Raw genomic sequence first — 23,625 nt, forward strand, 5'->3', positions numbered from 1 at the left:
GCCATCGAATGGAGGAGCGATGACCACACCGCCGCCCCCGGAGGGCTGGTCCCCGGCACCGCGACCGGGCGAGACCCCGGTCCCGCGGGGCAGGCCACCGCAGTTGTACGGACCGCCGCCTCCGCCGCCTCCGCCCCTCTTCGACGACGCCTGGCCCGAGGAGGACGTGCCCACGCGGCCCGCGCTGCTCGTGGGCGCGCTCGCGATCGGCGTCCTGGCCGGCCTGATCCTGCCCGAGCACTTCGCCGTCTCGGTCGCGGGCTTCCTCGTCGCCGCGGGGCTCCTGCTGGTGCCGGTCGCGTTCTCGACACACCGCGCTGCGCCGTACACCTGGGTCGCCGCCGCCCTCACCGCGGCGCTCTTCTCGCTGCTCGTGTTCCGGGCCGCGGGCTGGCTCGCGGCGCTCGCGCTCGCGGTGGGGGCGCTCCTGGTGTTCTCGGCCCTCAACGGGGCACGGACCGTCGCCGACCTGGGCCTGGCCGCCCTCACCTGGATCATCGCGGTGTTCCGTGCCGTGCCCTGGGTGCGCCGCACCTCCGGGGAGATCCGGCGGCTCCCGGTCGGCTGGCCGGTGGTCCGCACGGCGGCGCTGTGCGTGGTCGCCCTCGTCGTGTTCGGCGCCCTGTTCGCCACGGGCGACGCGGTGTTCGGGTCCTGGGTGCAGGCGCTGCTCCCCCGGTTCGACGGTGCGCTGCTGGTCACGCGGGCGCTCGTCGCTGCGGCGGTGTCCGTTCTCGCCGTGGGCGCGTTCTACACGGCGATCAACCCGCCGTCCCCGGCGCCGGCCGGCCGGTCCGGGCCCCGTCGCACGCCGCGCCGCTTCGAGTGGCTCGCGCCGCTCGTCGTGGTGATCGCGATGTTCGGCGGGTTCGTCGCGGCGCAGGCCACCACGATGTGGGCGGGCCACGACTACGTGCAGCGCACCGCCGGGGTGACCTACGCGGAGTCCGTGCACCGGGGCTTCGGGCAGCTCACGGTGGCGACGCTGCTCGCGCTCCTGGTCGTGGGCGTCACGTGGTGGTACGCGCCGCGGGAGTCGGCCGCGGACAGACTGGTTCTCAGCGCCGCGCTCGGGGTGCTCTGCTCCCTCGCGCTCGTCGTGGTGGCGTCGGCGCTGTACCGGATGCACGTCTACCAGCAGGCGTACGGCTTCACCGTGCTGCGGCTCCTGGTGGACGCGTTCGAACTGTGGATGGGCCTGCTCCTGGTGCTCACCATGCTCGCGGTCGCGATCCGGGCGGTGGCCATGCTCCCGCGGGCGGCGCTGGTGTCGGCGGCACTCGTGGTACTCGGCCTGGGGGTGATGAACCCCGAGGCGTGGGTGGCCCAGCACAACGTCGACCGGTACCGGGACTCCGGCAAGATCGACGCCGCCTACCTGTCGGGACTCGGACCGGACGCGCGGCCCGCCATCGCGGACGGATTGCCCGCGGACCTGGCCCGGTGCATCGTGCGCAATCGCCCCCGGGCGTCGGCCCCGATCGAGTGGAACCTGGGGCGGGACCGGGCGCACCGTTCCGCGCTCGACTCCGCCCGTGGCACCGGCGAATGCACTTCCGAGCGCGCGGTGCGCTGATCAGGCGGCGATCGCGGCGGTGGTGAGCGCGACGGCCGCGGCCACCGCCGCGTCCGACGCGGGCAGCAGCGGCAGCCGCACCGCGGGGGTCGGGATCCGCCCCTGTGCGGCGAGCACACCCTTGATCACGGTCGGATTGGGCTCGGCGAACAACGCCGAAGCGAGGCGGGTGAGCGCGCCGCCGATCACCCGCGCCTCCTCGATCCGGCGCTCCCGCCAGGCCGCCACGAGGGCCGCGTACTCGCCCGCCGCGACGTTCGCGCACGCGGCGATCGCTCCGCTGCCGCCGAGCGCCAGCACCGGGCCAACGAACGGGTCGTCGCCCGCGAGTACGCCGACCCCGTCGGGCACCTCGGCGAGCAGGCGGACCGTCGTCTCGGTGACGCCGCCGGCGGCGTGCTTGAACCCGGCCACCCCGTCGAGCGCGGCGAGCGCGAGCAGCGTCTCGACACCGAGCGGGCGCGCCGTGCGGTACGGCACGTCGTAGACGATGACGGGCACCGGACTCGCGTCGGCGACCCGCCGATAGTGCTCCACGACGCCGGCTTCGGAGGGGCGGGTGTAGTACGGCACCACGACGAGGGCGTAGTCGGCGCGCCGGTCGACGGATCGCAGCGCGTCCGCGGTGCCGTCCGTGGCGTTGCCGCCGGAGCCGACGGTGAACACCGCGCGCCGATCGGCGCACACGCCGCCGATCACGTCGGTCACGGCCGCGCGCTCCGCGGCGGTGAGCGTGGCGGGCTCGCCGGTGGTGCCGAGCGCGACGAGGCCGTCGGCGCCGTCGGAGAGGGTGTGGTGGGCGAGGTCCTCGAGCGCGCGCAGGTCGACGGTGCCGTCGGCCGCGAACGGGGTGATGAGGGGGACGTGGAGGCCGGAGAGCGTCGTCATGAGTTCAGGATGTGGCCCCGCTAGCGCAAGGTCCAGCGCGAAGATCAGACGTTGAGATTAAGCTGAACTTATGCTCGACGTGCACCGCCTCCGCCTGCTCCGCGAGCTCGCGCTCCGCGGCACCATCGCTTCGGTCGCACAGGCCCTCGATTACACCCCGTCGGCGGTGTCGCAGCAGCTCGCGACGCTGGAGAGGGAGGCCGGCAGGCCCCTTCTCGAGCGCACCGGCCGCAGCGTGCGGCTCACGGAGGCGGGCCGGGTCCTGGTGGCCCACGCCGAAGCGATCCTGGCGCGGCTCGAACAGGCGCGCGCCGATCTGGACGCGCTGGCCGGCGAGGTGACCGGCGAGCTGCGGATCGGGGCCTTCGGCTCGGCGATGCGGCCCGTGGTGGCGCCGGCCCTCGTCCGTCTGTCCGAGCGGCACCCGCGGCTGCGGGTGCGCGTCACCGAGGTGGATCCCGCGACCGCACCGGAGGAGCTGCGGTCCGGCCGGCTCGACGTGGCGCTGCTGCAGCGCTACGACTGCCTGCCGGCCCGCGACGACCCGTCGCTCGACACCGAGCCGCTGTTCGACGAGGCGGTGCACCTGGCCGTCCACGCGGGCCCCGGCACGCTGGAGTCCTGCGCGCAGGCGCGCTGGATCTCCGGAACGCTCGGCACGCTGTGCGACGACGCCACCGTGCGCACCTGCGAGAACGCCGGATTCACGCCCCGGGTGCGGCACCGGACCGACGATTTCTCGGCGGTGCTCGCGCTGGTGGAGGCCGGCCAGGGCGTCGCGCTGGTGCCCGACCTCGCCGCCGCCGAGGTGCCCGGCGGGGTGCGGCTCACCCCGCTGCCCACGCGCCGGCACACGGCGCTCGCCTACCGGCGCGGCGCGGCGAGGGACCCGCTGGTCGCCGCCGCGCGGGACGCGCTCACGTCGCGCTGATCACTCCGGTGGAGAGTAGGCCGAGCACGGTGACGCCCACGATGATCCGGTAACCGACGAACCAGTTGAGCGAATGCTTCGACACGAAGTCGAGCAGCCAGGCGATGGCCGCGTATCCCACGATGAACGCGATCACGGTCGCCACCAGGAGCTGCGGGCCCGACGCGTGCAGTCCCGGTCCACCGGTCTGGAAGGCGTCCGGAAGGCTGAACAGGCCGGAGGCCGTGACCGCCGGGATCGCGAACAGGAACGACAGCTCGACGGCCGCGCGACGCTCGAGCCCGAGGAACAGGCCCGCGCTGGACGTCGCTCCCGACCGCGAGACGCCCGGGACCAGCGCGAGGCACTGCGCGAGCCCCATCACGACCGCGTCCCGCGCGGTCACCTCGTCGATCGGGCGCTGCCGCGCGGCGTAGTACTTCGAGCTCACGTACTCCGCCGCGAGGATCACGAACGAGAACACGATCAACATCGTGGCCACCAGCCACAGATTGCGGGCGGCCGTGCGGATCTCGTCCTTCAACAGGTACCCGAGCACCCCGATCGGGATCGTCCCGATGATCACGTACCAGCCCAGCCGGTAGTCGACCCCGCGCTGGGTCGCATCGCGGAGCCCGCGGAACCACGCCGCGACCACGCGGAAGATCTTCCGGGCGAAGTAGATGAGCACCGCGAGCTCCGTGCCGAGCTGGGTGACCGCCGTGAACGAGGCGCCCGCATCGTCGCCGAACCAGATCTCCGAGACGATCCGCAGGTGCCCGGAGGAGGAGACGGGGAGGAACTCCGTGAGTCCCTGCACCAGCCCGAGAACGATCGCCTGCAACCACGTCATGTCCACCCGGGCAGGCTACCGGCCGGTCCGCCGGGACACCCGTACCGGTAACTTCGAGTCATCATGACCCGGACAAACGGCCTCTCCCGCATAGCCGCCCTCGCGCTCGCCGCCGCGCTCGCCATGACCGGCTGCTCGTCGACCCCGGCCCGCGAGGACCGCCCCACCATCACCCCGGCCACCCCCGCCGTCGCCCCGGAACCCTCCGCCCCGCCGGCCGGGCAGGTGACCCCCGCCCCGGCGGGCGAGGGCCTCGCCTTCGACCCGGTGGGTCGCCGCCTCGCCGCGATCACCGACGGTGCGGTGGTGCTGTACACGGTCGACGGTGGCCTCACCGAGGCCGGGCGCGCGCCGACCGACGGGCGGGCGAACCAGGTCGTGCCGAAGAACGGCGGCGGGTTCCTCGTCGCGGCGAAGAACGCCGTCCTCGAGATCAGCGGCGACGGGAAGCTCACGCCGCTGGACACGCTGGACAGCGACGTGCTGACCGTCGCCGATTACGACCACGACGGGGCGACGACACTGGCGGGCACCGCCGACGGCCGGATCGTGAGCCTGGGCGCACCGTCGGCGACGAAGACGATCACCGGCCCCGTGGAGGCGAGCAGGTTGGTGGTCCGCGACGACAAGGTCGCCGTGGTGGACCGGCGGCAGGCGTCGCTGACCGAGGTCGACGTGGCCGGCGGCACGATCGGCCGCTCGCTGCGGGTGGGCCGCGGGATCACGAACGCGTCGATCGACCCGTTCGGCCGGATCTTCGCGGTCGACACCGGCGAGAACCAGGTGATCGGGTACACGATCGACCCGTTCATGGAGCGGTTCCTCTACCCGGTCCCGGGTTCGCCGTGGGCCGTAGACTACGACGAGTCCGCGAAGCTCATGTGGGTGACGCGGACCGCGACGAACGAGGTGGTGGCGTACGCCCTGGCGTCGGGCATGCCGGAGCAGAAGCAGCGGCACGCCACGGTGCGTCAGCCGAACGCGCTCGCCGTCGACGCGAAGACCGGCACGGTCTACGTGCAGTCCGCGACGGGCGGTGGGATCCAGGCGATCCCCACGAGGTAGGAGACCCATGACGGCGAGCACCGCGAACGAGGCCGACGAGGGCGAGTACGATTTCCTGCCGCTGCGGTTGCCGCGGGACGTGACCCGCCTGACCGCTGCGACGCGGCTCGCCATCGAAGCCGAATTCGGCGGGTGGGAGCTCTCCCGCGTGCGGCTGTACACCGACGGTTCGCGCCGGGTGCTGCTGCGCCGCCGCCGCACGAAGACCTCCGGCATGCTGCCGCCGGACGCCACGAAGGGCCTGTGATCAATCGATGTCGCCGATGTACCAGCTGCTGCTGCGCATGATGTTCCTGGTGTCCCCCGAACGGATCCACCACGTGGTGTTCGGGCTGATCCGGGGGACCACAGCGGTGCCGCCCGTGCGGGGCGCGCTGCGCCGCGGTGCCGCGTACCGGGATCCGATCCTCGCGCAGACGGTGTTCGGCGTGGACTTCCCGGCGCCCGTCGGGCTTGCCGCGGGATTCGACAAGAACGCCCGCGCGGTGAACGGCTGGGGCCCGCTCGGGTTCGGTTTCGCCGAGATCGGAACCGTGACTGCACACGCGCAGCCCGGCAACCCGACGCCGCGGCTGTTCCGGCTGCCGAAGGATCACGCCCTGATCAATCGGATGGGCTTCAACAACTACGGTTCGGGCGCCGCGGCGAACGAGCTGCGCAAGCGCGCCCCGGGCCCGACGGCGGTGCCGATCGGCGCGAACATCGGCAAGACCAAGGTGACGCCGCTGGAGAAGGCTGCGGAGGACTACCGGGTGAGCGCGATGCTCCTCGGCCCGCTGGCCGATTTCCTCGTGGTGAACGTGTCCTCTCCGAACACCCCGGGGCTGCGGGACCTGCAGGCCACGGAGTCGCTGCGCCCGATCCTGCAGGCGGTCCTGGACACCGTGACCGTGCCGGTGCTCGTGAAGATCGCGCCCGACCTCGCCGATGCGGACGTCGACGCGGTCGCCGATCTCGCGGTGGAACTCGGCCTGGCCGGGATCGTCGCCACCAACACGACGATCAGCCGCGAGGGCCTGGACACGCCCGCCGCGGAGGTCGAGGCGATCGGGCCGGGCGGTCTCTCGGGCCGCCCGGTGAAGGCCCGCTCGCTCGACGTGCTCCGGCGGCTGGCCGCCCGGGTCGGCGACGATCTGGTGCTGATCTCGGTCGGCGGCGTGGAGGACGTCGACGACGTGTACGCGCGGATCCGCGCGGGCGCCTCGCTGGTGCAGGTGTACACGCAGTTCATCTACGGGGGGCCGTTGTGGACCCGCACCGTGCACAAGGAGCTGGCGGCGCGGCTCCGCGCCGACGGATTCTCGTCGATCTCCGAGGCCGTCGGCGCGGACCGCCGCGCGGGTTAGAGCTGCGCGTAGGTGCCGGTGATCGCGCCACGGGCGATCGCGGCGCCGAACAGGTTGAACCCGAGGTAGGCCGGGGTCGCGGTGGCCGGTATGTCGAGCGTCTCGACACCCAGCGCGTGCACCACGAACATGTACCGGTGCGGCCCGTGCCCGGCCGGCGGCGCCGCGCCGATGTAGCGCGGAAGGCCGGCGTCGTTGTTGAGCGCGAGCGCACCGTCGGGCAGCCCGGACCCGTCGCCGGCGCCCTCGGCGAGCGATGTGACCGAGGCGGGGATGTTCGCGACGGCCCAGTGCCAGAACCCGGACGCGGTGGGCGCGTCGGGGTCGTAGCAGGTGACGGCGTACGACCTGGTGCCCTCGGGGGCGCCGCTCCAGGACAGCTCGGGTGAGACGTCGTTCCCGCCGGCGCCCATGATCCCGCTGCGCTGCGCGACGGGGAGTTCGGCGCCGTCGGTGAAGGTCGTGGACGTGACGGTCAGCTTCGGCAGCGCCGGGAGCCCCGCGTACGGATCGAACTGCTCACTCATGTCGAGTCCTTTCGTCGTGCTTGTTCTACGAGTTCATCAGGAAGTGCTCGAACACCTTCGTACCGAAGAGCAGCGAATCGACGGGGACCCGCTCGTCGACGCCGTGGAACAGCGCCGCGAAATCGAGCTCCTCGGGTAGTTGCAGCGGAGCGAAGCCGAAGCAGCGGATGCCGAGCTTGGCGAACGCCTTGGCGTCCGTGCCGCCGGACAGCATGTACGGCACCGTCCGGCCGTTCTCGTCGTGCGCCAGGATCGCGTCGTTCATGGCGTCGACCAGGTCGCCGTCGAACCGGGTCTCGTAGGGATCCAGCTTGGTGATCCACTCCCGTTCGATGTCCGGGCCGAGGATCTCGTCGAGCTCCCGCTCGAACGCCGCCTGCCGGCCCGGGAGCACACGGCAGTCCACGACGGCTTCGGCGGTCTGCGGGATGACGTTGGCCTTGTAGCCGGCGCGGAGCATGGTGGGGTTCGCAGTGTCGCGCAGCGTGGCCCCGACGATCCGGGACAGCCCGCCGATCTTGGCGAGCCGGCCCTCGAGGTCGGGGGCGTCCACGTCGATGTCGATGGTCGACTCCTTGTCCAGCGCCCGGAGGAACTGCACGACCGTGTCGGTCAGGACCAACGGGAACCGGTGCCGGCCGAGGCGGGCCACCGCCTCGGAGAGCACGGTGACCGCGTTGTCCTCGTGGATGAAGGAGCCGTGGCCGGCGCGCGCCTTCGCGGTGAGCCGCATCCAGCACATGCTCTTCTCGGCGGTCTCCACGAGGTACAGGCGCTTCTTGTCGCCCGACGGGGTGTCGACGGTCAGGGAGAAGCCGCCCACCTCGCCCACGGCCTCGGTGACGCCGGTGAACAGCTCGGGGTGGTGTTGCACCAGCCAGTGCGAGCCCCAGGTGCCGCCGGCCTCCTCGTCCGCGAGGAACGCGAAGGTGATGTCGCGCGGCGGCACGGTACCGGTGGATTTCAGCTGCCGCGCGAGCGCGAGCATGATGCCGCACATGTCCTTCATGTCGACGGCGCCGCGGCCCCACACGTAGCCGTCCTCGACGGCGCCCGAGAAGGGGTGCACGCTCCAGTCGGCGGGTTCCGCGGGCACCACGTCGAGGTGGCCGTGTACGAGGAGCGTGCCGCGCTTGGGGTCGGCGCCCTTGAGGGTGGCGAACACGTTGCCGCGGCCGGGCTGCCCCGATTCCACGTAGTGCGTCTCGTACCCCACCTCCTCGAGCTGCTGCTGCACCCAGCGGGCGCAGTCGGCCTCGCCCTTGGTGGTGTCGAGCTCGCCCGTGTTGGTGGTGTCGAAACGGATCAGCGCGCTCACGGTCTCGACGACCTCGTCGAGCGCGTTCACTGGAGTCATTGGCACGTCATATACCTATCACGCGACGGGGGTTCCGGATCGGGGCGCGCACACCCCTCCACGTGCCGATTTGGTCGCACGGCCCGGGATCGATTACTGTGAACGAGCTTCCCGGCGCGGGTGGCGGAATGGCAGACGCGCTAGCTTGAGGTGCTAGTGTCCTACTAATGGACGTGGGGGTTCAAGTCCCCCTCCGCGCACAGAACGAGAACCCCGGCTCCGGCCGGGGTTCTCGCGTTTCAGCGGGTCGGTTGCGGCGCCAGCTCGATCCGGTGCTCGGGCGCCCACGGAATGTCGGGGTGCAGCGAGGAGAAGCTGTACTCGACGCTCTCCCGGCCGCCGGATTCGTCGAGCTTCAGGCCCGCGAGCCGGCCTCGCGCCAGCAGCCTCCCCTGTGCGTCGTAGATCTGCGCGTCCCGTTCCATGACCGCGTCGTAGTCCGCGTGGAAGGCCTCGTAGAGCTCTCGTCCCGTGAACGTGTCCATGCCTCCATGGTGCGCCCGATCGTGCTCGCGCACGGCGGTTCCCGCGGATCGGCCGCCCGCGGCGGCGCACCGTCTGGCAGGGTGAGGGGCGTGCCCCGGTCGAACGAGCTCCCCACACTGCACAAGCTCCGCGACATCACGCCGGTCACCCGCTTCGGTGTCGGCGGCACCGACCTCGGCATCCCGTGCCGGGTCGGCGACGAGGTGCTCTACGTGTTCGGCGACACCTTCGAGGGCCTGACGATCGGCGCCGGCGACTGGCGCTCCCCCGTCGGGCTGTTCGGGAACCGGTCCGGCGCGATCACGCGCCCGGCGGGCCCGGACCCGAAGCGGGCGCGGCAGCTGCTGGACTATCGCCACGACACCGGCGAGTTCACGACGATCCTCCCGACCACGTGCATCGAGGTCGACGGTGCGCTGTACCTGCACACGATGCGGATGCAGAGCCTCGACACCGTTGTTCGCACGGGCCTGTACCGCAGCGACGACGGGGCGCGGTCGTGGCGCGAGGTGGCCCAGTACAACGCCGGCCACGCCGACGGCTGCTGGGTGATGTGGGCCCTGTGCCCGGCGCCGGACGGGTACACCTACAACCTGTCGACGGGCGGGCTCACGCGCAGCAACGGGCTGCGCCTGCACCGGATGCCGACGGAGACGCTGGGCACCCTCCGCGACGGGATCAACGTCGAGTGGGAGCCGTGGGGCTGGCGGGAGGACACCGGCTGGCAGTGGGGCAACCCGCCCACCGACCTGGCACTGGGCCGGGGTTACGGCGAGCTGTCGCTCTCGCTCGTGGACGACACCTGGGTGATGACGTACTTCGACGCGGCCGCCTACCGGATCGCCGCGCGCTTCGCCGACAGCGTGGACGGGCGCTGGTCCGAGCCGGTGACGCTGCTGCAGGGCGGTTCGTGGGAGGACGAGGACCATGCGGCGGGCCGGGTGGCGCAGTTGTACGGCGGCTATCTGGTGCCGGGATCGACGCTCTCCGCGGCGCGAGTCGTGGTGTCGCAGTGGAACACCGTGAAGAACCATCCGTACAAGTCGATGATGTTCACCGGCCCGCTGCGCAGGCCGCGGTAGCGACGGGGCGGGGCGGGGTCAGCCCGAGAGCTGCGACTCCAGGGCCTCGACGGTGCGCTCGATCAGCGGGCGCAGGACGGCCTGTACGTCGTCGTCGGACAGCGGGCGACCGAGGAGGACGGCGCCGAGTTGCGGCACCATGAACGGCGCCGCCTGGAGGCCGATGGCCACGAACAGGGTGACGGCGACGCGGAGCCGGTCCTCGTCACCGGAGATGGCCTGCAGGCGCGCGACCTTCTGTCCGTAGAACTCCCGACGGGCCTCGCTGAACGGGGGCAGCTCCCCCTCGCCCGCGTCGTAGTGCAGCGATTCCCACATCAGCAGCCGCACCAGCTCGGGATCGCGACGGTGGTGGTCGTAGGCGGCCATGACGTGGTCGGTGAGGCTCTGCCCGTCCAGGAAGGGCGTCTGTTCCACGTGTTCGGTCAGGGCCTTGCTCATGACCACCTCGAACAGGCCCTCCTTGCTCCCGAAGTAGCCGTAGATCCGCTCCTTGTTGACCCCCGCCGAGGCGGCGATGCGGGCGACTCGGGCGCCGTCGAAGCCGCGCCGGGTGAACTCCTCGCGGGCGGCGGCGATGAGCGCCTCGCTGGTGGGGGTCGATTCGTACACGGCACCGGTCACGGGCACAGCGTACCGCCAACCGAACGGTTGACCGGCCAACCGCGCGGTTGCTACGGTCGCCGCATGACAGTCCCCACCCTCGCTCCGCCGGGCTCGCAGCGGCTGTGGCGCACCGGCACGATCGGCGCCCTGGGCGCGATCCCGATGGTCGGCCAGCTCTACGTCGTCCTCCCGCTCGCGTCCGAGATCCGCTCGCTGCCCGGCGCTTCCGCCGGGACGGCGGCGCTGGCGACCACCGCCTTCGCACTGGTGTACGCGGCGGGCATCCTGGCGCTGGGTCCGCTGGCCGATCGGTTCGGCGCCCGTCGGCTGATGGTCGCGAGCGCGGCCGCGACCGCCGTCGTCACGGCCGCGACGGCGCTCGCCCCGTCGGCCGGATTCTTCCTCCTGGGACGCGCCGCGCAGGGCCTCGCGGCCGCCGCGTTCACTCCCGCCACGCTGGCCTACATCGCCCGCACCACCGCACCCGCGCAGCGGGTGCCGCTCAACACCGCCGCGATCGGGGCGGGCCTCGCGTCGGCGGTCGTGAGCCAGGTGGCGGCGCAACTGCTGGCGCCCCACACCGGACTCACGGGCGTCTTCCTCGTGTCGGCCGCGGCGTGCGCGCTCGCCGCCGTCGCGGTGCGCACCCTCCTCCCGGGCGACCCGGTGCCCGACGGGGACCGCCCCTCGGCGGCGACCGTGTACCGGGCGATCCCCGGATTGCTCGCCCGGCCCCGCCTGGTGCTGCTGTACTGCACCGGCTTCACCTTCCTCAGCGTGCTCGTGTCGCTCTACACCGCGCTCGCCGCGGACGGCCGGTGGTCCTCGACGACGCTGCTGGTGCTGCGGGCGAGTTCGCTGCCGGCGGTCGTCGCTGCGGGGCTGCTCACCCTGAAGCTCGGCGGAACGCCCGCACGGGCCCGCATCCTCGGGGCGGTGGGGACGGCGGCACTGGGCGCGCTGGTCTGCGCCACGGGCAGCACGCTCGCGGTCGGCGTGGGACTGTTCCTGTTCGTCGGCGCGGTCGCGGTCGCGGCCCCGTCGGTCGTGGCCGAGGTGACGCGGCTGGGAGCGCCCGCCGTGGGCGCCGCCGCCTCGCTCTACACGGTGACCATCTTCGGCGGAGCGAGCCTCGGTGCGCCGCTCGACGCCGCGCTGGGCGGCGGGCTCACGACGGTGGCACTGGGCGGAGCGGCGGTGCTCGCGCTCGGTGGTGCGACAGCGGCGATCGCGACCCGCGCGTAGCGGATTCGGCGTCGGCGTCGAACGAGAACATGTTCTCATCGAAGGATGACGGACCCGTACGCCCCCGCCGATCTGGGCCCCCTGCGCCTCCGGAACCGCACGATCAAGGCCGCGACGTTCGAGGGGCGTACACCGGACGCCCTGGTCACGGACGACCTCATCGATTTCCACGCCGAGTTCGCCCGGGGCGGTGTCGGGATGACCACCGTCGCCTACTGCGCGGTGGCCCCGGAGGGCCGCACCGAGCGGCGGCAGTTGTGGATGCGCCCGGAGGCGGTTCCCGGCCTCCTCCGGCTCACCGCGGCCGTCCACGCGGAGGGTGCCGCGGTCTCCGCGCAGCTGGGACACGCCGGCCCCGTCGCGGACGGGGCCGAGCACCGCACGCCCGTCACCCCCAGCCGCATGGTGAGCCCGCTTGCACTGCGCCGCACCGCGCGCCCCGACGCCGCCCACGTCCGCCGGCTGGTCGCGGCGCACGCGGAGGCGGCCGTCCTCGCGGCCGACGCCGGATTCGACGCGGTGGAGCTGCACTTCGGCCACAACTACCTGATCAGCGCATTCCTCAGCCCATTGCTGAATCGCCGGCGCGACGGGTACGGCGGCTCCCTGCCGGCGCGGGCCCGGTTGGCGCGGGAGGTCGCGATCGCGGTCCGCGAGGCGGTGGGCGACCGCATTGCGGTCACGGCCAAGCTCAACATGACCGACGGGGTGCCCGGGGGCCTCAGGCCCGACGACGCGCTGCGGGTGACGCGGTGGCTCGAGTCCGACGGTGCGCTGGACGCGCTGGAGCTCACCGCGGGCAGCTCGCTGCTCAACCCGATGTACCTGTTCCACGGCACGCCGCCGCGCAGCGAGTTCGCGGCGGCGTTCCCGAGCCCGGCGCTGCGGGCGGGACTGCGGGTGGCCGGGCCCGCGTTCCTCCGCGCGTACCCGTACCGGCCCGCGTACCTGCTGGACCTCGCGCGCCGCTTCAGGGCGGCGCTGTCGATGCCGCTGGTCCTCCTCGGCGGGGTGTCCGACGGCGCCACGGTGCAGCGCGCGATGGACGAGGGATTCGAGTTCGTGGCCCTCGGCCGGGGCCTGCTGCGCACGCCGGACCTGGTGCGCCGGATGGCGGCCGATCCGCACGAGGAGGACCGGTGCACGCACTGCAACCTGTGCATGCCCACCATCTACCGCCGCACGGAATGCCCGGTGCGGACTGCGGAGGAGGCCGGGGCCTGACGGGGGTCAGGCGATGCCGGGCACCTCGGTGGCGGCGAAGTCGGCGAGTGCCTCGGTGACGATCCCCGGCACGTCCCCCGAGACGTTGACCGTGACGCCGAACTCGTCGGGATCGAGCGGCTCGAGGATCGCGAGCTGCGAGGCCAGCATGTCGGCCTTCATGAAGTGGCCCTCGCGCCCCTGCATACGCCGCATGAGAACGTCCTCGCCGCCGGTCAGGAACACGAAGTACACACTCGCGCCGGCGGCCCGGATCCGGTCGCGGTAGACGCGCTTGAGTGCCGAGCACGCGACGACGGCGGGGCGGCCCGCGATCATCTCGTCCCGCAGGTGGGCGCCGATGGCGGCGAGCCAGGGCCACCGGTCCTCGTCGGTCAGCGGGGTGCCCGCGGCCATCTTGGCGCGGTTGGCGTTGCTGTGGAAGTCGTCGCCGTCGGCGAAGTCCCGTCCGAGGTGCCGCGCCAGCTCGGCGCCCACCGTGGACTTCCCGGAGCCGGACACTCCCATCACACAGATCTGGATCGTGGCCACCCGTCGAGTAGATCACGCCGCCGCGGGCGGCCACCGCATAATGGGTCGGCGGAACGGTCGTACGGGGGTGGATCGATGTCGACGGGCGCGGTGGTGGGCCTGACGGTGCTCGGTGCCGTCGTGCTGCTGTGCGCCGGGGAGTTCGCGGCGCGGGCGCTGGTGCGGGCGCGGCTGGCCGGGATGTGCGCCGACGTGCTGTTCCACCGCCCGGCGGTGGCGCTCGGGGCCCGGCCCGTACTGCTGCAGCTGGCCGAGCGGCGCCTGGCGCGGGTGGGCGTGGACACGGACGGCGAGCCCGCCGATCCCCGCGCGCTGCTGCTGCGCGGCGAGGCCCGCGGTGTCAGCACCGCACCGGGCGGCCTCCGGCTGCGGGCGCTCGACGCGCGTGCCACGCTGCCCCTCCCCTGGATTCGGTACGCCGCCGAGGCGGCGGGCGGGAACGGCGACGGCGTCGTGGTCCGGTCGATCTCCCTGATGCCGCGCCGCGGCGCCCTGTCGGTCACGGTGGGGCTGCCGGTGGCCTTCGGCCGCGGCATCGACGTCCGGATGGCGATCGCCGTGACGGTGGCGGACGGGCGGCTCGCGTTCCGCGCGACGGACCTGTCGATGCCGCTCAGCCCGGTGCCCGTACCGATCCCGATGGCGTGGGCGATCGATTCGTGGATCGTCGCGCTGCGCGCGAAGGTCATTCCGCCGGCGCTCGACGCCTTGACCATCACCGCCGTGGAGTGGGGCCGGGACGCCGTGATCGTGGACGTCACGGCCCACGATGCGACCGTCCCGATGTCCTGAGGGACACTGTTCCCCATGCCCGGCCCCATCGATCCCGCCGACCTCGCCGCCTTCCACCGTGTGTTGGATGCCGCCTCGGGGCTCGACGAGGACGATCCGCAGTCGATCGAGGTGCAGCGCGCCGTGGGCCACATGTTCAAGGCCGCGAAGAAGGCCCGCCGGAGGGCGGCCCGGGACCGGGTCCGCGACGCGGACAGGGAGGTCCTGGAGAGAACCGCCACCGGCTCGGGCGCCCGCATCGACGACGAGACCGCGGGCATCCTGTTGACCACGCCCACGGTGGGCGAGAGCGCGGGTGAGCTGGCGCGGCCGCAGAACTGCTACATCTGCAAGAGGCCCTATACCCGGGTCGACGCGTTCTACCACCAGCTGTGCCCGGAGTGCGCGGCGTTCAGCCATGCCAAGCGGGACGCCACCACGGACCTCACGGGCAGGCGGGCTCTGCTCACGGGCGGCCGCGCGAAGATCGGCATGTACATCGCGCTGCGGCTGTTGCGGGACGGCGCCGACCTGACGATCACCACCCGCTTCCCCACCGACGCCGCCCGTCGGTTCGCCGAGCTGGCGGACAGCGCGGAGTGGCTGGACAGACTGCACATCGTGGGCATCGACCTGCGCGACCCGTCGCAGGTGAGCGCACTGGCCGACGCCGTCGCCGCGCGCGGCCCGCTGGACATCATCATCAACAACGCCGCCCAGACCGTGCGCCGCTCCCCCGGCGCGTACTCGGCGCTCGTGGACGCCGAAGCCGGCGACGTGCCGCCCCAGCTCGCGGACCGCATCATCCGGTTCGGCCGGGCCAGTTCCGCGCACCCGGCCGCGCTCACGGAGGCGCTCGACGGGCACACGCTGGACCGGTCCGGTGACGTGACGGCACTGGACCCGGCTGCGCTCACCGCGCTCGCCCTGCGCGGGGGCTCCGCCTCGGCCGCCCGGATCGAGGACGGCAGCGCGATCGACGCGGGTGGGTTGCTGCCCGATCTCGTGCACACGAACTCCTGGGTGCAGACGGTCGACGAAGTGGAGCCGCTGGAGCTGCTGGAGGTGCAGTTGTGCAACTCGGTGGCGCCGTTCATCCTCATCTCCAAGCTGCGGCCCGCGCTGCGGGCGTCGCCGGCCCGCCGCAAGTACGTGGTGAACGTCTCGGCGATGGAGGGGCAGTTCGGCCGCAAGTACAAGGGCGCGGGCCACCCGCACACCAACATGGCCAAGGCCGCGCTGAACATGCTCACCCGCACGTCCAGCGAGGAGATGCTCGCCGACGGGATCCTGATGACCGCCGTGGACACGGGCTGGATCACCGACGAGCGCCCCCATCACACCAAGATGCGGCTCGCCGACGAGGGGTTCCGCGCCCCGCTCGACCTGGTGGACGGCGCGGCCCGGGTGTACGACCCGATCGTCCAGGGCGAGGCGGGGATCGACCTGTACGGCTGCTTCCTCAAGGATTACCGGCCCTCGCCCTGGTGACGGGCGGCTAGGCTCGGGGCGTGGCGGAAACGAAGGTCCTGTTCGACTGCGACACCGGCGTCGATGATTCCCTGGCCCTGCTGTACCTGCTGGCGCAGCCGGAGGTGAACCTGCTCGGCATCGTCTCGACGGCGGGCAACGTGCCCGGCCCGCAGGTGGTGGAGAACAATCTGGGCTGGCTGGAGTTGTTGGGGCGCAACGATGTCGAGGTGTACGTCGGGTCGGACTCCCCGCTGTCGACGCCGCTCATCACGACCGAGGAGACGCACGGCCCGTTCGGGGTGGGGTACGCGGAGTTGCCCACGCCGAGCCGCGCACCGTCGGATGTGCCGGGCGCGCAGGCGTGGTCGGATCTGACCAGGGCCCACCCCGGTGAAGTGGTGGGGCTGGTCACCGGCCCGTGCACGAACCTCGCGCTGGCGCTCCGCGACGACCCGGGCATCCTGGCCCGGCTCCGGCGGCTGGTGATCATGGGCGGCGTGTTCTGGCATCCGGGCAACACCACCCCGACGTCGGAGTGGAACGTGGCGGTGGACCCGGAGTCGCTGTGGGAGGTGTTGCGCGCCTACGGCGAACTCGACGGGACGGGCACGCCGCTGCCGATCCTGTGCCCGCTCGACCTCACCGAGACGATCGAGCTCACCCCGGATCACGTGCTCCGGCTCGCGGACGCCGCCGGCAGCAGCCCGGCGGAGGTCCTCGCCCCGGAGGACGACGACGGGACGCGCTCCACGGCGAGCGATCCGGTGGTGCGGGCGGTGTCGGACGCGGTGCGGTTCTACTTCGAGTTCCACCGCGACCACGACCACGGCTACATAGCCCACATGCACGACCCGTTCGCCGCCGCGGTGGCCCTCGATCCCACGATCGCCGAGACCGCGCCGTACACCGTGGACGTGGAGCTCGCCGGGGCCCTGACCCGCGGTACGACGATCGCGGACACCTACGGCGCGTGGAACCGGCCGCACACCGCGCAGATCGCGCAGTCCACCGATCCGGTGCGGTTCTTCGACCGCCTCGTCGATTCGATCGGGAGGCTCGCCCGTGCCGGCGTCTGAGGGGCAGATCGCGGCGTTCCTGTCCGTCGCGGCCGAGACCCTCGACACCGTCGACCGGGTGCTCGGCGACTGCGACGACACGACCGTGAACGCCGTCCCGCCGGTGCCCGGCGTCAATTCGGTGTTCGCCCTCGTCACGCACGTGGCCGGGGCACTCGGCTACTGGGGCGGTTCGCTGCTCGCGGGTGAGGACATCCCCCGGGACCGGGCGAGCGAGTTCCACGCGACGGGCACCGTCGACGAGGCCCACGCGATCGTCGCGCGCCTGCGCGTGGACCTGCCGCGCTGGGATCCCGTGGCGGCCAATGGGATTCGCAACCCCGAGGCGACGGGCACCACCCGGCGCAACGCCGCGACGGCGACGCCGGAGTGGGTGCTCACGCACATGCTGCGCGAGCTGACCCAGCACACGGGGCACATGGAGATCTGTCGCGACGTGGTCGCCCGGCGCGCGGACCGACCGTGCTGATTCCGAAGGCGATCGCCGAGGGTGTGCGCGACGGCCGGGTCACCACCCAGTACCGCCGGTGGGACTCCCCACGCGTGAAGGTGGGCGGCACCCAGCTCACGCCGGCCGGGCTGCTGCGTTTCACGCGGGTCACGAGAGTGCCGGAGGTGGAGAAGATCTCGGACCGCGCCGCGCGCGCCGCGGGGATGAAGGACGCAGCTGCCCTGCGCCGGGCCCTGCGGCCGCGCGATCCGGACGCGCTCCGTCGGGAGCGGTCCGCGCGCGGCGGCGAGCACGTCTACCGGATCCACCTCGAGTGGGCGGGCGAAGACCCGCGCCTGGCTCTGCGGGAGGAGCTGCCCGATGCCGACGAGCTGGAAGCCATCGCGAAGCGCCTGTCCCGCCTCGACGCGCGGGACACCGGGCCGTGGACCCGCGACATCCTGGCGTGGATCCGCGAACACCCCCACGTGGTGTCCAAGGAGCTCGCGGCCGAGCGGGGCGTGGAACTGCTGCCGATGAAGGCGGACATCCGCAAGCTCAAGGGCATGGGTCTGACCATCAGCCACGACGTGGGCTACGAGCTCTCCCCGCGCGGCGCCGCCTACCTCGCGTGGGTGGACGGCGCCGCAGGTTCCTAGGCCGGCTGCTCCGATTCGGCGGCCACCTCGGCGGTCGACTTGGCCCAGCGGTAGTCCGCCTTGCCCGCCGGGGTCCGCTTCACCTGGTCCACGAAGACGACGGTGCGCGGCACCTTGTACCCGGCCAGCTCCGAGCGGGCGAAGGTCTGGATGTCCTCGACGGACGGGCGCTCGTGCCCCTCGGCCACCGCGACGACGGCGGCCACGCGCTGGCCGTACCGGGCGTCGGGCACGGGGACGACGAGCGCGTCGGCGATCGCCGGGTGGCCGTGCAGGGTGGCCTCGACCTCCTCGGCGTACACCTTTTCGCCGCCGCTGTTGATGCACTGGCTGCCGCGGCCGAGGAACACGATGCCGCCGTCCTCCGCGGGGTAGCCCATGTCCCCGAGGACCGAGATGCGGCGGCCGTCGGCGAGCGTCGGGAAGGTGCGCGCGGACTTCTCGGGGTCGTTGTAGTAGCCGAGCGGCACGTTGCCGACGCGGGCGATGTACCCCACCTCGCCGGGCGTGGTGATCTGCTGGAAGGTCTCGTCGACCACCATCATCTTGTCCGTGGGCGGCGCGTGCAGGTTCCCGTCGTCGTCGAGCTGCATGACGCCGTCGTTGCCGGATTCGGAGGCGCCGAAGTTGTCCCGGAGGATGAGCTCGGGCTTGATCGCGGCCATCCTGTCGCGCACATGCTTGGACCAGATGGCGCCGCCGGAGGTGATCGAGAACAGCGACGAGAAGTCGGCGGTGTCCTTCTGCTTCTCCATCTCCTCCACCAGCGGGATGCCCATGGCGTCGCCCACGATGAGGATGGTCTGCGTCTGGTCGCGCGCGATGTTCCGCACGATCTGCCCGGCGTTGAAGTCGCGTTCGAGGATGATCCGGGAGCCGAGGACGAAGAACGTGAACAGCGAGTACGACGCGGCGCCGTGCATGAGCGGCGCGGCGATGAGGAACGCCAGTGACGGGAACGATTTCGCGCCCTCCCCCACCTCGTCGAGGTTCTGCCGCGGCTCGCCGCCGTACGGGACGCCGGCGGAGAGCGGCTTGCGGAAGAAGTCGTCGTGCTGCCACACGACGCCCTTGGGGTACCCGGTGGTGCCGCCGGTGTAGATGATGTAGTGCTCCTCGCCGGTGCGCGGCTCGAAATCGCGCGCGGTGGAGTTCTTCTCGGCCTCGGAGAACGGGACGAGCTCGACCCCGGGGGCCGCGGCGACGGCGTCGGCGAGTTCGGGCTCGGTCTCGCCGACCACGAACACGACCTTGAGGTCCGGGAGCGCACCGACGAGGCCCGCGAGCGTGCGCTGGTGCTCGGCCATCTCGACGACGATGCCCTTGGAGTCCGAGTTGGTGAAGATGTACTCGAGCTCGGGGCCGGTGTAGCGGTAGTTCACGTTGACCGGGACCGCGCGCACCTTGATCAGGCCCACGAGGGACTGGACGTGCTCCACGCTGTTCTTGAGGAACAGCGCGACGTGGTCGAACGCCCCGATGCCGTGCGCGGCGAACAGGTGCGCCACCTGATTCGCCTGCTCGTCCATCTCCGCGTAGCTGGTCTGCGCGCCCTCATAGCTCAGGACGATTCGCTCGGGAACCGCGTCGACGACCGCCTCGAAGATGTCGGCGAGGTTGAACTTCATGCGCTCTCCTGTTCCTGACCTGCGAACCCATCCGGATAAGCAGAACCTGTTCTAGTTGTAACAGGTTCTACCTCACTCCGGGGCGAATTGGCGCAGAAGTCCGGGCCGGTGCGTCGCGTCAGCTCAGGCAGGAGGGACCACCGACGCCCTCGGCGAGCGCGCCGAGCACGGCGTGCGCGGCCGCGATCCGCGCCGCATTGGGCACGTTGCGGTTCATCATCACGACTACACCACGTCCCTCGCCGGGAAGGGCGAGAACGTAGGCACCGAAGCCGCCCGTCGAGCCCGTCTTGTCGAGCACGCACGTCGCCCGACGATCCGCCGGGGCCGTCGCGTGCGGCGCGCTCGCGACGTCGGGGGCGTTCCCCGCCTGCAGCGCCTGCAGCGTCGTGGGCGCCGGGAAGGCCTCCCATCCGAGCGCCTGGCCGACGGGGCCGATCGAGTACCGCACGGCCGCCGACGCGCGGACCGCCCGGGCGATCGCACCGTCGCCGGGCCGGACGACTGCGGCGAGGAAGTCGGTCATGTCGGCCGCCGTCGACTTCAGCCCGTACGCCTCGGCATCGAGCGGCCCGGGCGCGACCCTCGCCCGCGTGGAGGTGGCCGTGCGGCCCCACGCGTAGCGCGCCTCGTCCGCGGCGGGAATCCGCACGTGAGTGTCGTCCAGCCCCAGCGGATCGAGAACCTCTCGCCCGACGGCCGTCGCGAAGTCCGTGCCGTAGGACGTGGCCGCCGCACGACCGAGCAGCCCGATGCTCGGATTCGAGTACAGGCGGCTCGTTCCGGGAGCTGTGACCGGCTGCCAGCCCGTGAAGTACTCGCGCATCGACTCGTCGTCCGTCACGCCGGAAGGGAACTGGAGCGGCAACCCGCCACCGGCGTAGGTACCGAGCTGGCCCAGCGTCGCGGCGTCGACGGCGCTGCCCCGCAACCAGGGCAGGTACCGGCCCGGCCTCTCCTCCAGGGACAGCCGGCCGCCCACGACCGCCGACTCGGCGAGGATCGCGGTGAACAGCTTGCTGACCGAGCCGATCTCGAACAGGGTGTCGGGCCGCACCGGGCGCGGATCGTCCGCTCCCATCCGTCCGTACGCGAAGACCCTGGTGCGCGGACCGTCGACCACCCCGACGGCGACCCCCGGCACGTCGTGCGCGGTGCGCAGTTCCTCAGCCACCCGGCCCACCGCCTCGCCGACCGAGTCCCGCTCCTCCGGCACGGGTTCCGGCGACGAGGGGGTGCAGGCGGCCAGGGCGAGGGTCAGCACGAGCGCCCCTACGACGCCTCGCAGGTGGGTGAATGATCGCATGCCGCCACGACACCACGGCGCGCCGTCCACGGCATCGCGACGATGGGCGCGGCCGTCATCGCGAACGGCTATCACCCGAGGTGGGAGGGCGCGCTCGCGGCGGGATTCCGGTCAGCCGAGGAGCGCGGCGCGGTCGGAGTGGAAGAACGTGACGAGCGTCGTGATCCCGCAGAGGATCCCGGTCGCCAGGATCACCTGCGGCCCGGTGAAGACCGACGCGACGACGCCGCCGACAGCGGCGCCGCCGAGGAAGCCCGCGTAGAGGAGCGCGTAGCCGAGCCAGTCGTACACCGTGCCGCCGCCCGTCGCGTGCCGCTCGATCCCCTGCCCCAGTTTCACGAGCGTCCCGGTCACATAGGACAGCGGCACCGAGACCTCGCCATTCTTGATGAACGACGTGTTCAGCGCGCCGATCGAGAACGTGATGATGACGATCGGCACGAATCGCACCTCGGAGTAGGCGAATCCGTCGTAGAGGAAGTCGATCGCCGCCGCGAGCAGCAGGCCGGCAGTCGTGAGCACAGTGGGCCCGTGCGGGTGGTTGCGCCAGAATCGGCGGCGGCAGAACGACGCGGCGGTCACGCCGGCGATGAACGCGATCAGCAGGGTGATCGCCGCGACCGCGCCGGCGCCGGCGATCTTCTGCTCCGAGGAGACCGTGAACCATTCCAGCACTGCGCGTTCCGTGTTGCCCGTCATGAACGTGACGAAGTAGCCGGCGCTGTGCAGGAACGCGACGGCGCCGACCATGCCCGCGACGCCCGCCAGGAGCCAGGACAGTCGCGCCTCGCTTCCGACGGCGGTCTCACGGCTGACGACGGGGCCTCGGGTGTCGGGACTCATGTCCCATGCGTACCGATTCGTCCGACGGTCCGCTGTTCGACGGGGACAACGTCACTACGGCACCTCAGAGCGACTCCCGTCACACCAGATCGAATTCTTCTGCGCGCGAGGAGAACTCCTCGACATCCTCGGACGCCTGGCGTACACTCGAACATATGAGCTAGATCGGGGGATCTGGAAATGACGGCAATAATCGAGGACGCCTTCGAACCGTTCTGGGGATCGTTCTCCTGCTTCGACCGCACCTCGGTGGTGGACCTCATCGACGAGTGCAGCCGTGCCATCAACCGCGCCGAGACTCGCCGGCTCGCCTGGATCGCCACCCGGCACGACCAGGTGTACGACGAATGGGCCGCCACTGCACACGAATCGACAGCGTCGATGCGGCGATTCACCGATGAACTCGACCAGGTGGTAGCCGAAGTCGGAGCGGTGATCGGCCGCGGCCCCACCGCCGCACGCAACGCGATCGAACTGGCGCTCACTCTCCGCGACCGCACCCCCGCCGTGTTCGAGCTGCTGTACGAAGGACTCGTCAGCAAGACCGTCGCTCGCACGATCGCGCGCCGGGCCGAGGCGGTCACCGACCCGGCCCTCCTGCACCGGTACGACGCGGCGGTCTCCGAACAGCTGGCGCGCAAGCTCGCCCGCGGCCGCGCCGTGGTCACCGAGAACGACGCGAAACGCCTGGCCGACGGCGTGCTCGCGAAGCTCGACCCGGCCGCGATCCCGCCCGCCCGCACGGCACAGCGCCGCGGAGTCTGGTTCGACAAACGCCGCGACGGCCTCACCGAGTTCGCCGGGGTGACGTTCTGCGAGGATGCCGCTGACGTCGAGCGCCAGATCGAGCGGGTCGCGAACACCGTGTGCCGCAAGGATCCCCGCACCATGGGCGAGCGCCGCGCAGACGCCCACTCCGCGCTCATCCAGGGCTACGACAGCCTCGGGTGCCGCTGCGAGACCCCCGGCTGCGATCACGCCGAGCGAATTCCCCGGCACGCCACTGTGGAAGCCAAGACCATCGCCGACGTCACCATGGTGATGAACGAATCCACTCTCGCCGGCATCGACGACGAGCCGGTCCTCATCGACGGCAACCCCACCGCCGCCGGCGTCGGCCGCGACCTCCTCGCTCGCGTCGGCACGGCCTGGTTCCGTCCGCTCGGCAAGCCCGTCGACGGTGAACGCCGCGTGATCGCCCACGACGTCGCCGGTTACCGGCCCTCCGACCAGCAGGCCCGCTTCCTCAGGGTCAGGTACCCCACGTGCGTCTTTCCCGGCTGCCAAACCCCGTTCTCCCGCTGTCAGATCGACCACGTCGCGGAACGGAACCATCGCGACCCCGGCCTCGGCGGCGCCACCGCCATCGGCAACCTGGTGCCGCTCTGCGGCAGGCACCACCGCATCAAGACCGAACAGGACTGGCTCTCGGACGTCCTCCCCGACGGCACCGTCGAATGGCACGCGCCCACCGGCCACAGCTACCGCACCGCACAGGTTCAGGGCGACGACTGGTTCCCCGACCTCGAACGCATCCGATGGCTCCCACCCACTCGCCCCCTCCCCACGCCGGCGGACACCGCTCCCGGCCGCGCCGAGGTCCGCAACGCCGCCCGGGAGGCCAGGCGTCGCGAGTACCGGCGCGAGCGAGAGCAACAACACCGCGAGCACCCGAACACACCCGCCCCGGACGACCCACCGCCCTTCTGATCGCCGGTCCGCAGCGGAATACGTTCACGGCGC

Annotated in this window: 24 protein-coding genes and 1 tRNA gene; 15 read left to right on the forward strand and 10 right to left on the reverse strand. The window is 72.1% G+C overall.

The features are described from left to right. Positions 1-19 precede the first annotated feature (19 nt). The gene (locus BN39_RS13535) at positions 20-1,576 is read left to right on the forward strand and encodes a DUF4153 domain-containing protein (RefSeq protein ID WP_159103252.1); all 1,557 of its coding nucleotides are present in this window, start codon (positions 20-22) and stop codon (positions 1,574-1,576) included. Here the strand turns inward: BN39_RS13535 and dapA are convergent, their stop codons facing one another. Continuing rightward, a complete protein-coding gene (gene dapA / locus BN39_RS13540; protein WP_019202955.1) occupies positions 1,577-2,464 on the reverse strand; it encodes a 4-hydroxy-tetrahydrodipicolinate synthase in 888 nt (295 codons plus the stop codon). Between the two features lie 70 nt (positions 2,465-2,534). Here dapA and BN39_RS13545 point away from each other — a divergent pair, with 70 nt between their 5' ends. Beyond that, positions 2,535-3,395 carry a LysR family transcriptional regulator gene (locus BN39_RS13545; protein WP_019202956.1) on the forward strand — a complete coding sequence of 287 codons (861 nt, stop codon included), beginning with the start codon at positions 2,535-2,537 and terminating at the stop codon, positions 3,393-3,395. Here the strand turns inward: BN39_RS13545 and BN39_RS13550 are convergent. Then, a complete protein-coding gene (locus tag BN39_RS13550) occupies positions 3,382-4,227 on the reverse strand; it encodes an undecaprenyl-diphosphate phosphatase (RefSeq protein WP_019202957.1) in 846 nt (281 codons plus the stop codon). The two genes, BN39_RS13545 and BN39_RS13550, sit on opposite strands and share 14 nt — an antisense overlap. A 63-nt stretch (positions 4,228-4,290) precedes the next feature. Between BN39_RS13550 and BN39_RS13555 the strand changes: the two genes are divergently transcribed. From BN39_RS13555 to BN39_RS13565, 3 genes are read left to right on the forward strand one after another with little or no spacing between them, the layout of a single operon-like run. After that, positions 4,291-5,292, forward strand: coding sequence for a YncE family protein (locus BN39_RS13555; RefSeq protein ID WP_019202958.1), 1,002 nt, complete (start codon positions 4,291-4,293; stop codon positions 5,290-5,292). Between the two features lie 7 nt (positions 5,293-5,299). After that, positions 5,300-5,539: a DUF5703 family protein gene (locus BN39_RS13560; RefSeq protein WP_019202959.1), complete on the forward strand. Its 240-nt coding sequence runs from the start codon at positions 5,300-5,302 to the stop codon at positions 5,537-5,539. Between the two features lie 16 nt (positions 5,540-5,555). Beyond that, positions 5,556-6,638 (forward strand): quinone-dependent dihydroorotate dehydrogenase, encoded by a 1,083-nt coding sequence (locus BN39_RS13565; RefSeq protein WP_019202960.1) that lies wholly within the window; start codon positions 5,556-5,558, stop codon positions 6,636-6,638. On the opposite strand, the gene BN39_RS13570 is transcribed toward BN39_RS13565, so the two are convergent. Both BN39_RS13570 and BN39_RS13575 read right to left on the reverse strand, forming a co-directional pair. Next, complete coding sequence (locus BN39_RS13570; RefSeq protein WP_019202961.1) at positions 6,635-7,165, reverse strand: YbhB/YbcL family Raf kinase inhibitor-like protein; 531 nt, start codon at positions 7,163-7,165, stop codon at positions 6,635-6,637. The two genes, BN39_RS13565 and BN39_RS13570, sit on opposite strands and share 4 nt — an antisense overlap. A 25-nt stretch (positions 7,166-7,190) precedes the next feature. After that, positions 7,191-8,522 carry a M20/M25/M40 family metallo-hydrolase gene (locus BN39_RS13575; RefSeq protein WP_040767980.1) on the reverse strand — a complete coding sequence of 444 codons (1,332 nt, stop codon included), beginning with the start codon at positions 8,520-8,522 and terminating at the stop codon, positions 7,191-7,193. Positions 8,523-8,636: 114 nt separating this feature from the next. On the opposite strand from BN39_RS13575, the gene BN39_RS13580 reads away from it, so the two are divergent. After that, positions 8,637-8,722, forward strand: a tRNA-Leu gene (locus BN39_RS13580). Between the two features lie 39 nt (positions 8,723-8,761). Here the strand turns inward: BN39_RS13580 and BN39_RS23525 are convergent. Next, positions 8,762-9,007, reverse strand: coding sequence for a hypothetical protein (locus tag BN39_RS23525; RefSeq protein WP_019202963.1), 246 nt, complete (start codon positions 9,005-9,007; stop codon positions 8,762-8,764). A gap of 6 nt (positions 9,008-9,013) precedes the next feature. Here BN39_RS23525 and BN39_RS13590 point away from each other — a divergent pair, with 6 nt between their 5' ends. Then, positions 9,014-10,090: a DUF4185 domain-containing protein gene (locus tag BN39_RS13590; protein WP_019202964.1), complete on the forward strand. Its 1,077-nt coding sequence runs from the start codon at positions 9,014-9,016 to the stop codon at positions 10,088-10,090. Between the two features lie 18 nt (positions 10,091-10,108). On the opposite strand, the gene BN39_RS23530 is transcribed toward BN39_RS13590, so the two are convergent. Further along, positions 10,109-10,714: a TetR/AcrR family transcriptional regulator gene (locus BN39_RS23530; protein WP_159103254.1), complete on the reverse strand. Its 606-nt coding sequence runs from the start codon at positions 10,712-10,714 to the stop codon at positions 10,109-10,111. Between the two features lie 63 nt (positions 10,715-10,777). On the opposite strand from BN39_RS23530, the gene BN39_RS13600 reads away from it, so the two are divergent. Both BN39_RS13600 and BN39_RS13605 read left to right on the forward strand, forming a co-directional pair. After that, on the forward strand, positions 10,778-11,941 hold the full coding sequence (locus BN39_RS13600) for an MFS transporter (RefSeq protein WP_019202966.1): 1,164 nt from the start codon (positions 10,778-10,780) through the stop codon (positions 11,939-11,941). Between the two features lie 45 nt (positions 11,942-11,986). Beyond that, entirely contained in the window at positions 11,987-13,165 is a 1,179-nt protein-coding gene (locus tag BN39_RS13605; protein WP_019202967.1) for an NADH:flavin oxidoreductase, read from the forward strand. Positions 13,166-13,171: 6 nt separating this feature from the next. On the opposite strand, the gene BN39_RS13610 is transcribed toward BN39_RS13605, so the two are convergent. Further along, on the reverse strand, positions 13,172-13,672 hold the full coding sequence (locus tag BN39_RS13610) for a gluconokinase (RefSeq protein WP_040768323.1): 501 nt from the start codon (positions 13,670-13,672) through the stop codon (positions 13,172-13,174). 99 nt (positions 13,673-13,771) lie between these two features. Between BN39_RS13610 and BN39_RS13615 the strand changes: the two genes are divergently transcribed. From BN39_RS13615 to BN39_RS13635, 5 genes are read left to right on the forward strand one after another with little or no spacing between them, the layout of a single operon-like run. Then, complete coding sequence (locus BN39_RS13615; protein WP_019202969.1) at positions 13,772-14,488, forward strand: hypothetical protein; 717 nt, start codon at positions 13,772-13,774, stop codon at positions 14,486-14,488. 15 nt (positions 14,489-14,503) lie between these two features. Then, a complete protein-coding gene (locus BN39_RS13620; protein ID WP_019202970.1) occupies positions 14,504-15,958 on the forward strand; it encodes an SDR family NAD(P)-dependent oxidoreductase in 1,455 nt (484 codons plus the stop codon). Between the two features lie 20 nt (positions 15,959-15,978). After that, a complete protein-coding gene (locus BN39_RS13625; protein ID WP_019202971.1) occupies positions 15,979-17,016 on the forward strand; it encodes a nucleoside hydrolase in 1,038 nt (345 codons plus the stop codon). After that, complete coding sequence (locus BN39_RS13630; protein WP_019202972.1) at positions 17,003-17,485, forward strand: DinB family protein; 483 nt, start codon at positions 17,003-17,005, stop codon at positions 17,483-17,485. The genes BN39_RS13625 and BN39_RS13630 overlap by 14 nt, the downstream gene beginning before the upstream one ends. Then, a complete protein-coding gene (locus BN39_RS13635) occupies positions 17,479-18,105 on the forward strand; it encodes a hypothetical protein (RefSeq protein WP_019202973.1) in 627 nt (208 codons plus the stop codon). Before BN39_RS13630 ends, BN39_RS13635 begins: the two co-directional genes overlap by 7 nt. On the opposite strand, the gene BN39_RS13640 is transcribed toward BN39_RS13635, so the two are convergent. From BN39_RS13640 to BN39_RS13650, 3 genes are all read right to left on the reverse strand, one after another. Beyond that, positions 18,102-19,733: an AMP-binding protein gene (locus tag BN39_RS13640; protein ID WP_019202974.1), complete on the reverse strand. Its 1,632-nt coding sequence runs from the start codon at positions 19,731-19,733 to the stop codon at positions 18,102-18,104. The two genes, BN39_RS13635 and BN39_RS13640, sit on opposite strands and share 4 nt — an antisense overlap. Positions 19,734-19,851: 118 nt before the next feature. After that, a complete protein-coding gene (locus BN39_RS13645; RefSeq protein ID WP_040767984.1) occupies positions 19,852-21,039 on the reverse strand; it encodes a serine hydrolase in 1,188 nt (395 codons plus the stop codon). A gap of 111 nt (positions 21,040-21,150) precedes the next feature. After that, on the reverse strand, positions 21,151-21,882 hold the full coding sequence (locus BN39_RS13650; RefSeq protein WP_019202976.1) for a YoaK family protein: 732 nt from the start codon (positions 21,880-21,882) through the stop codon (positions 21,151-21,153). A 180-nt stretch (positions 21,883-22,062) separates the two neighbouring features. On the opposite strand from BN39_RS13650, the gene BN39_RS13655 reads away from it, so the two are divergent. Next, positions 22,063-23,592, forward strand: coding sequence for an HNH endonuclease signature motif containing protein (locus tag BN39_RS13655; protein ID WP_019202977.1), 1,530 nt, complete (start codon positions 22,063-22,065; stop codon positions 23,590-23,592). The last annotated feature ends 33 nt before the right edge of the window (positions 23,593-23,625 follow it).

Origin of the sequence: Tsukamurella sp. 1534 (genome assembly GCF_000312385.1) — a bacterium.
Taxonomy (GTDB): domain Bacteria; phylum Actinomycetota; class Actinomycetes; order Mycobacteriales; family Mycobacteriaceae; genus Tsukamurella.

Coding starts and splice junctions, on each gene's coding strand:
- BN39_RS13615 (WP_019202969.1), top strand. CDS start 13,772: ATGTCGACGGGCGCGGTGGTGGGCCTGACGGTGCTCGGTGCCGTCGTG.
- BN39_RS13600 (WP_019202966.1), top strand. CDS start 10,778: ATGACAGTCCCCACCCTCGCTCCGCCGGGCTCGCAGCGGCTGTGGCGC.
- BN39_RS13610 (WP_040768323.1), bottom strand. CDS start 13,672: ATGGGAGTGTCCGGCTCCGGGAAGTCCACGGTGGGCGCCGAGCTGGCG.
- BN39_RS13620 (WP_019202970.1), top strand. CDS start 14,504: ATGCCCGGCCCCATCGATCCCGCCGACCTCGCCGCCTTCCACCGTGTG.
- BN39_RS23525 (WP_019202963.1), bottom strand. CDS start 9,007: ATGGACACGTTCACGGGACGAGAGCTCTACGAGGCCTTCCACGCGGAC.
- BN39_RS13640 (WP_019202974.1), bottom strand. CDS start 19,733: ATGAAGTTCAACCTCGCCGACATCTTCGAGGCGGTCGTCGACGCGGTT.
- BN39_RS13575 (WP_040767980.1), bottom strand. CDS start 8,522: ATGACTCCAGTGAACGCGCTCGACGAGGTCGTCGAGACCGTGAGCGCG.
- BN39_RS13550 (WP_019202957.1), bottom strand. CDS start 4,227: ATGACGTGGTTGCAGGCGATCGTTCTCGGGCTGGTGCAGGGACTCACG.
- BN39_RS13590 (WP_019202964.1), top strand. CDS start 9,014: ATGGTGCGCCCGATCGTGCTCGCGCACGGCGGTTCCCGCGGATCGGCC.
- BN39_RS13555 (WP_019202958.1), top strand. CDS start 4,291: ATGACCCGGACAAACGGCCTCTCCCGCATAGCCGCCCTCGCGCTCGCC.
- BN39_RS13535 (WP_159103252.1), top strand. CDS start 20: ATGACCACACCGCCGCCCCCGGAGGGCTGGTCCCCGGCACCGCGACCG.
- BN39_RS13645 (WP_040767984.1), bottom strand. CDS start 21,039: ATGCGATCATTCACCCACCTGCGAGGCGTCGTAGGGGCGCTCGTGCTG.
- BN39_RS13605 (WP_019202967.1), top strand. CDS start 11,987: ATGACGGACCCGTACGCCCCCGCCGATCTGGGCCCCCTGCGCCTCCGG.
- BN39_RS13545 (WP_019202956.1), top strand. CDS start 2,535: ATGCTCGACGTGCACCGCCTCCGCCTGCTCCGCGAGCTCGCGCTCCGC.
- BN39_RS13560 (WP_019202959.1), top strand. CDS start 5,300: ATGACGGCGAGCACCGCGAACGAGGCCGACGAGGGCGAGTACGATTTC.
- BN39_RS13565 (WP_019202960.1), top strand. CDS start 5,556: ATGTACCAGCTGCTGCTGCGCATGATGTTCCTGGTGTCCCCCGAACGG.
- dapA (WP_019202955.1), bottom strand. CDS start 2,464: ATGACGACGCTCTCCGGCCTCCACGTCCCCCTCATCACCCCGTTCGCG.
- BN39_RS13570 (WP_019202961.1), bottom strand. CDS start 7,165: ATGAGTGAGCAGTTCGATCCGTACGCGGGGCTCCCGGCGCTGCCGAAG.
- BN39_RS13650 (WP_019202976.1), bottom strand. CDS start 21,882: ATGAGTCCCGACACCCGAGGCCCCGTCGTCAGCCGTGAGACCGCCGTC.
- BN39_RS13655 (WP_019202977.1), top strand. CDS start 22,063: ATGACGGCAATAATCGAGGACGCCTTCGAACCGTTCTGGGGATCGTTC.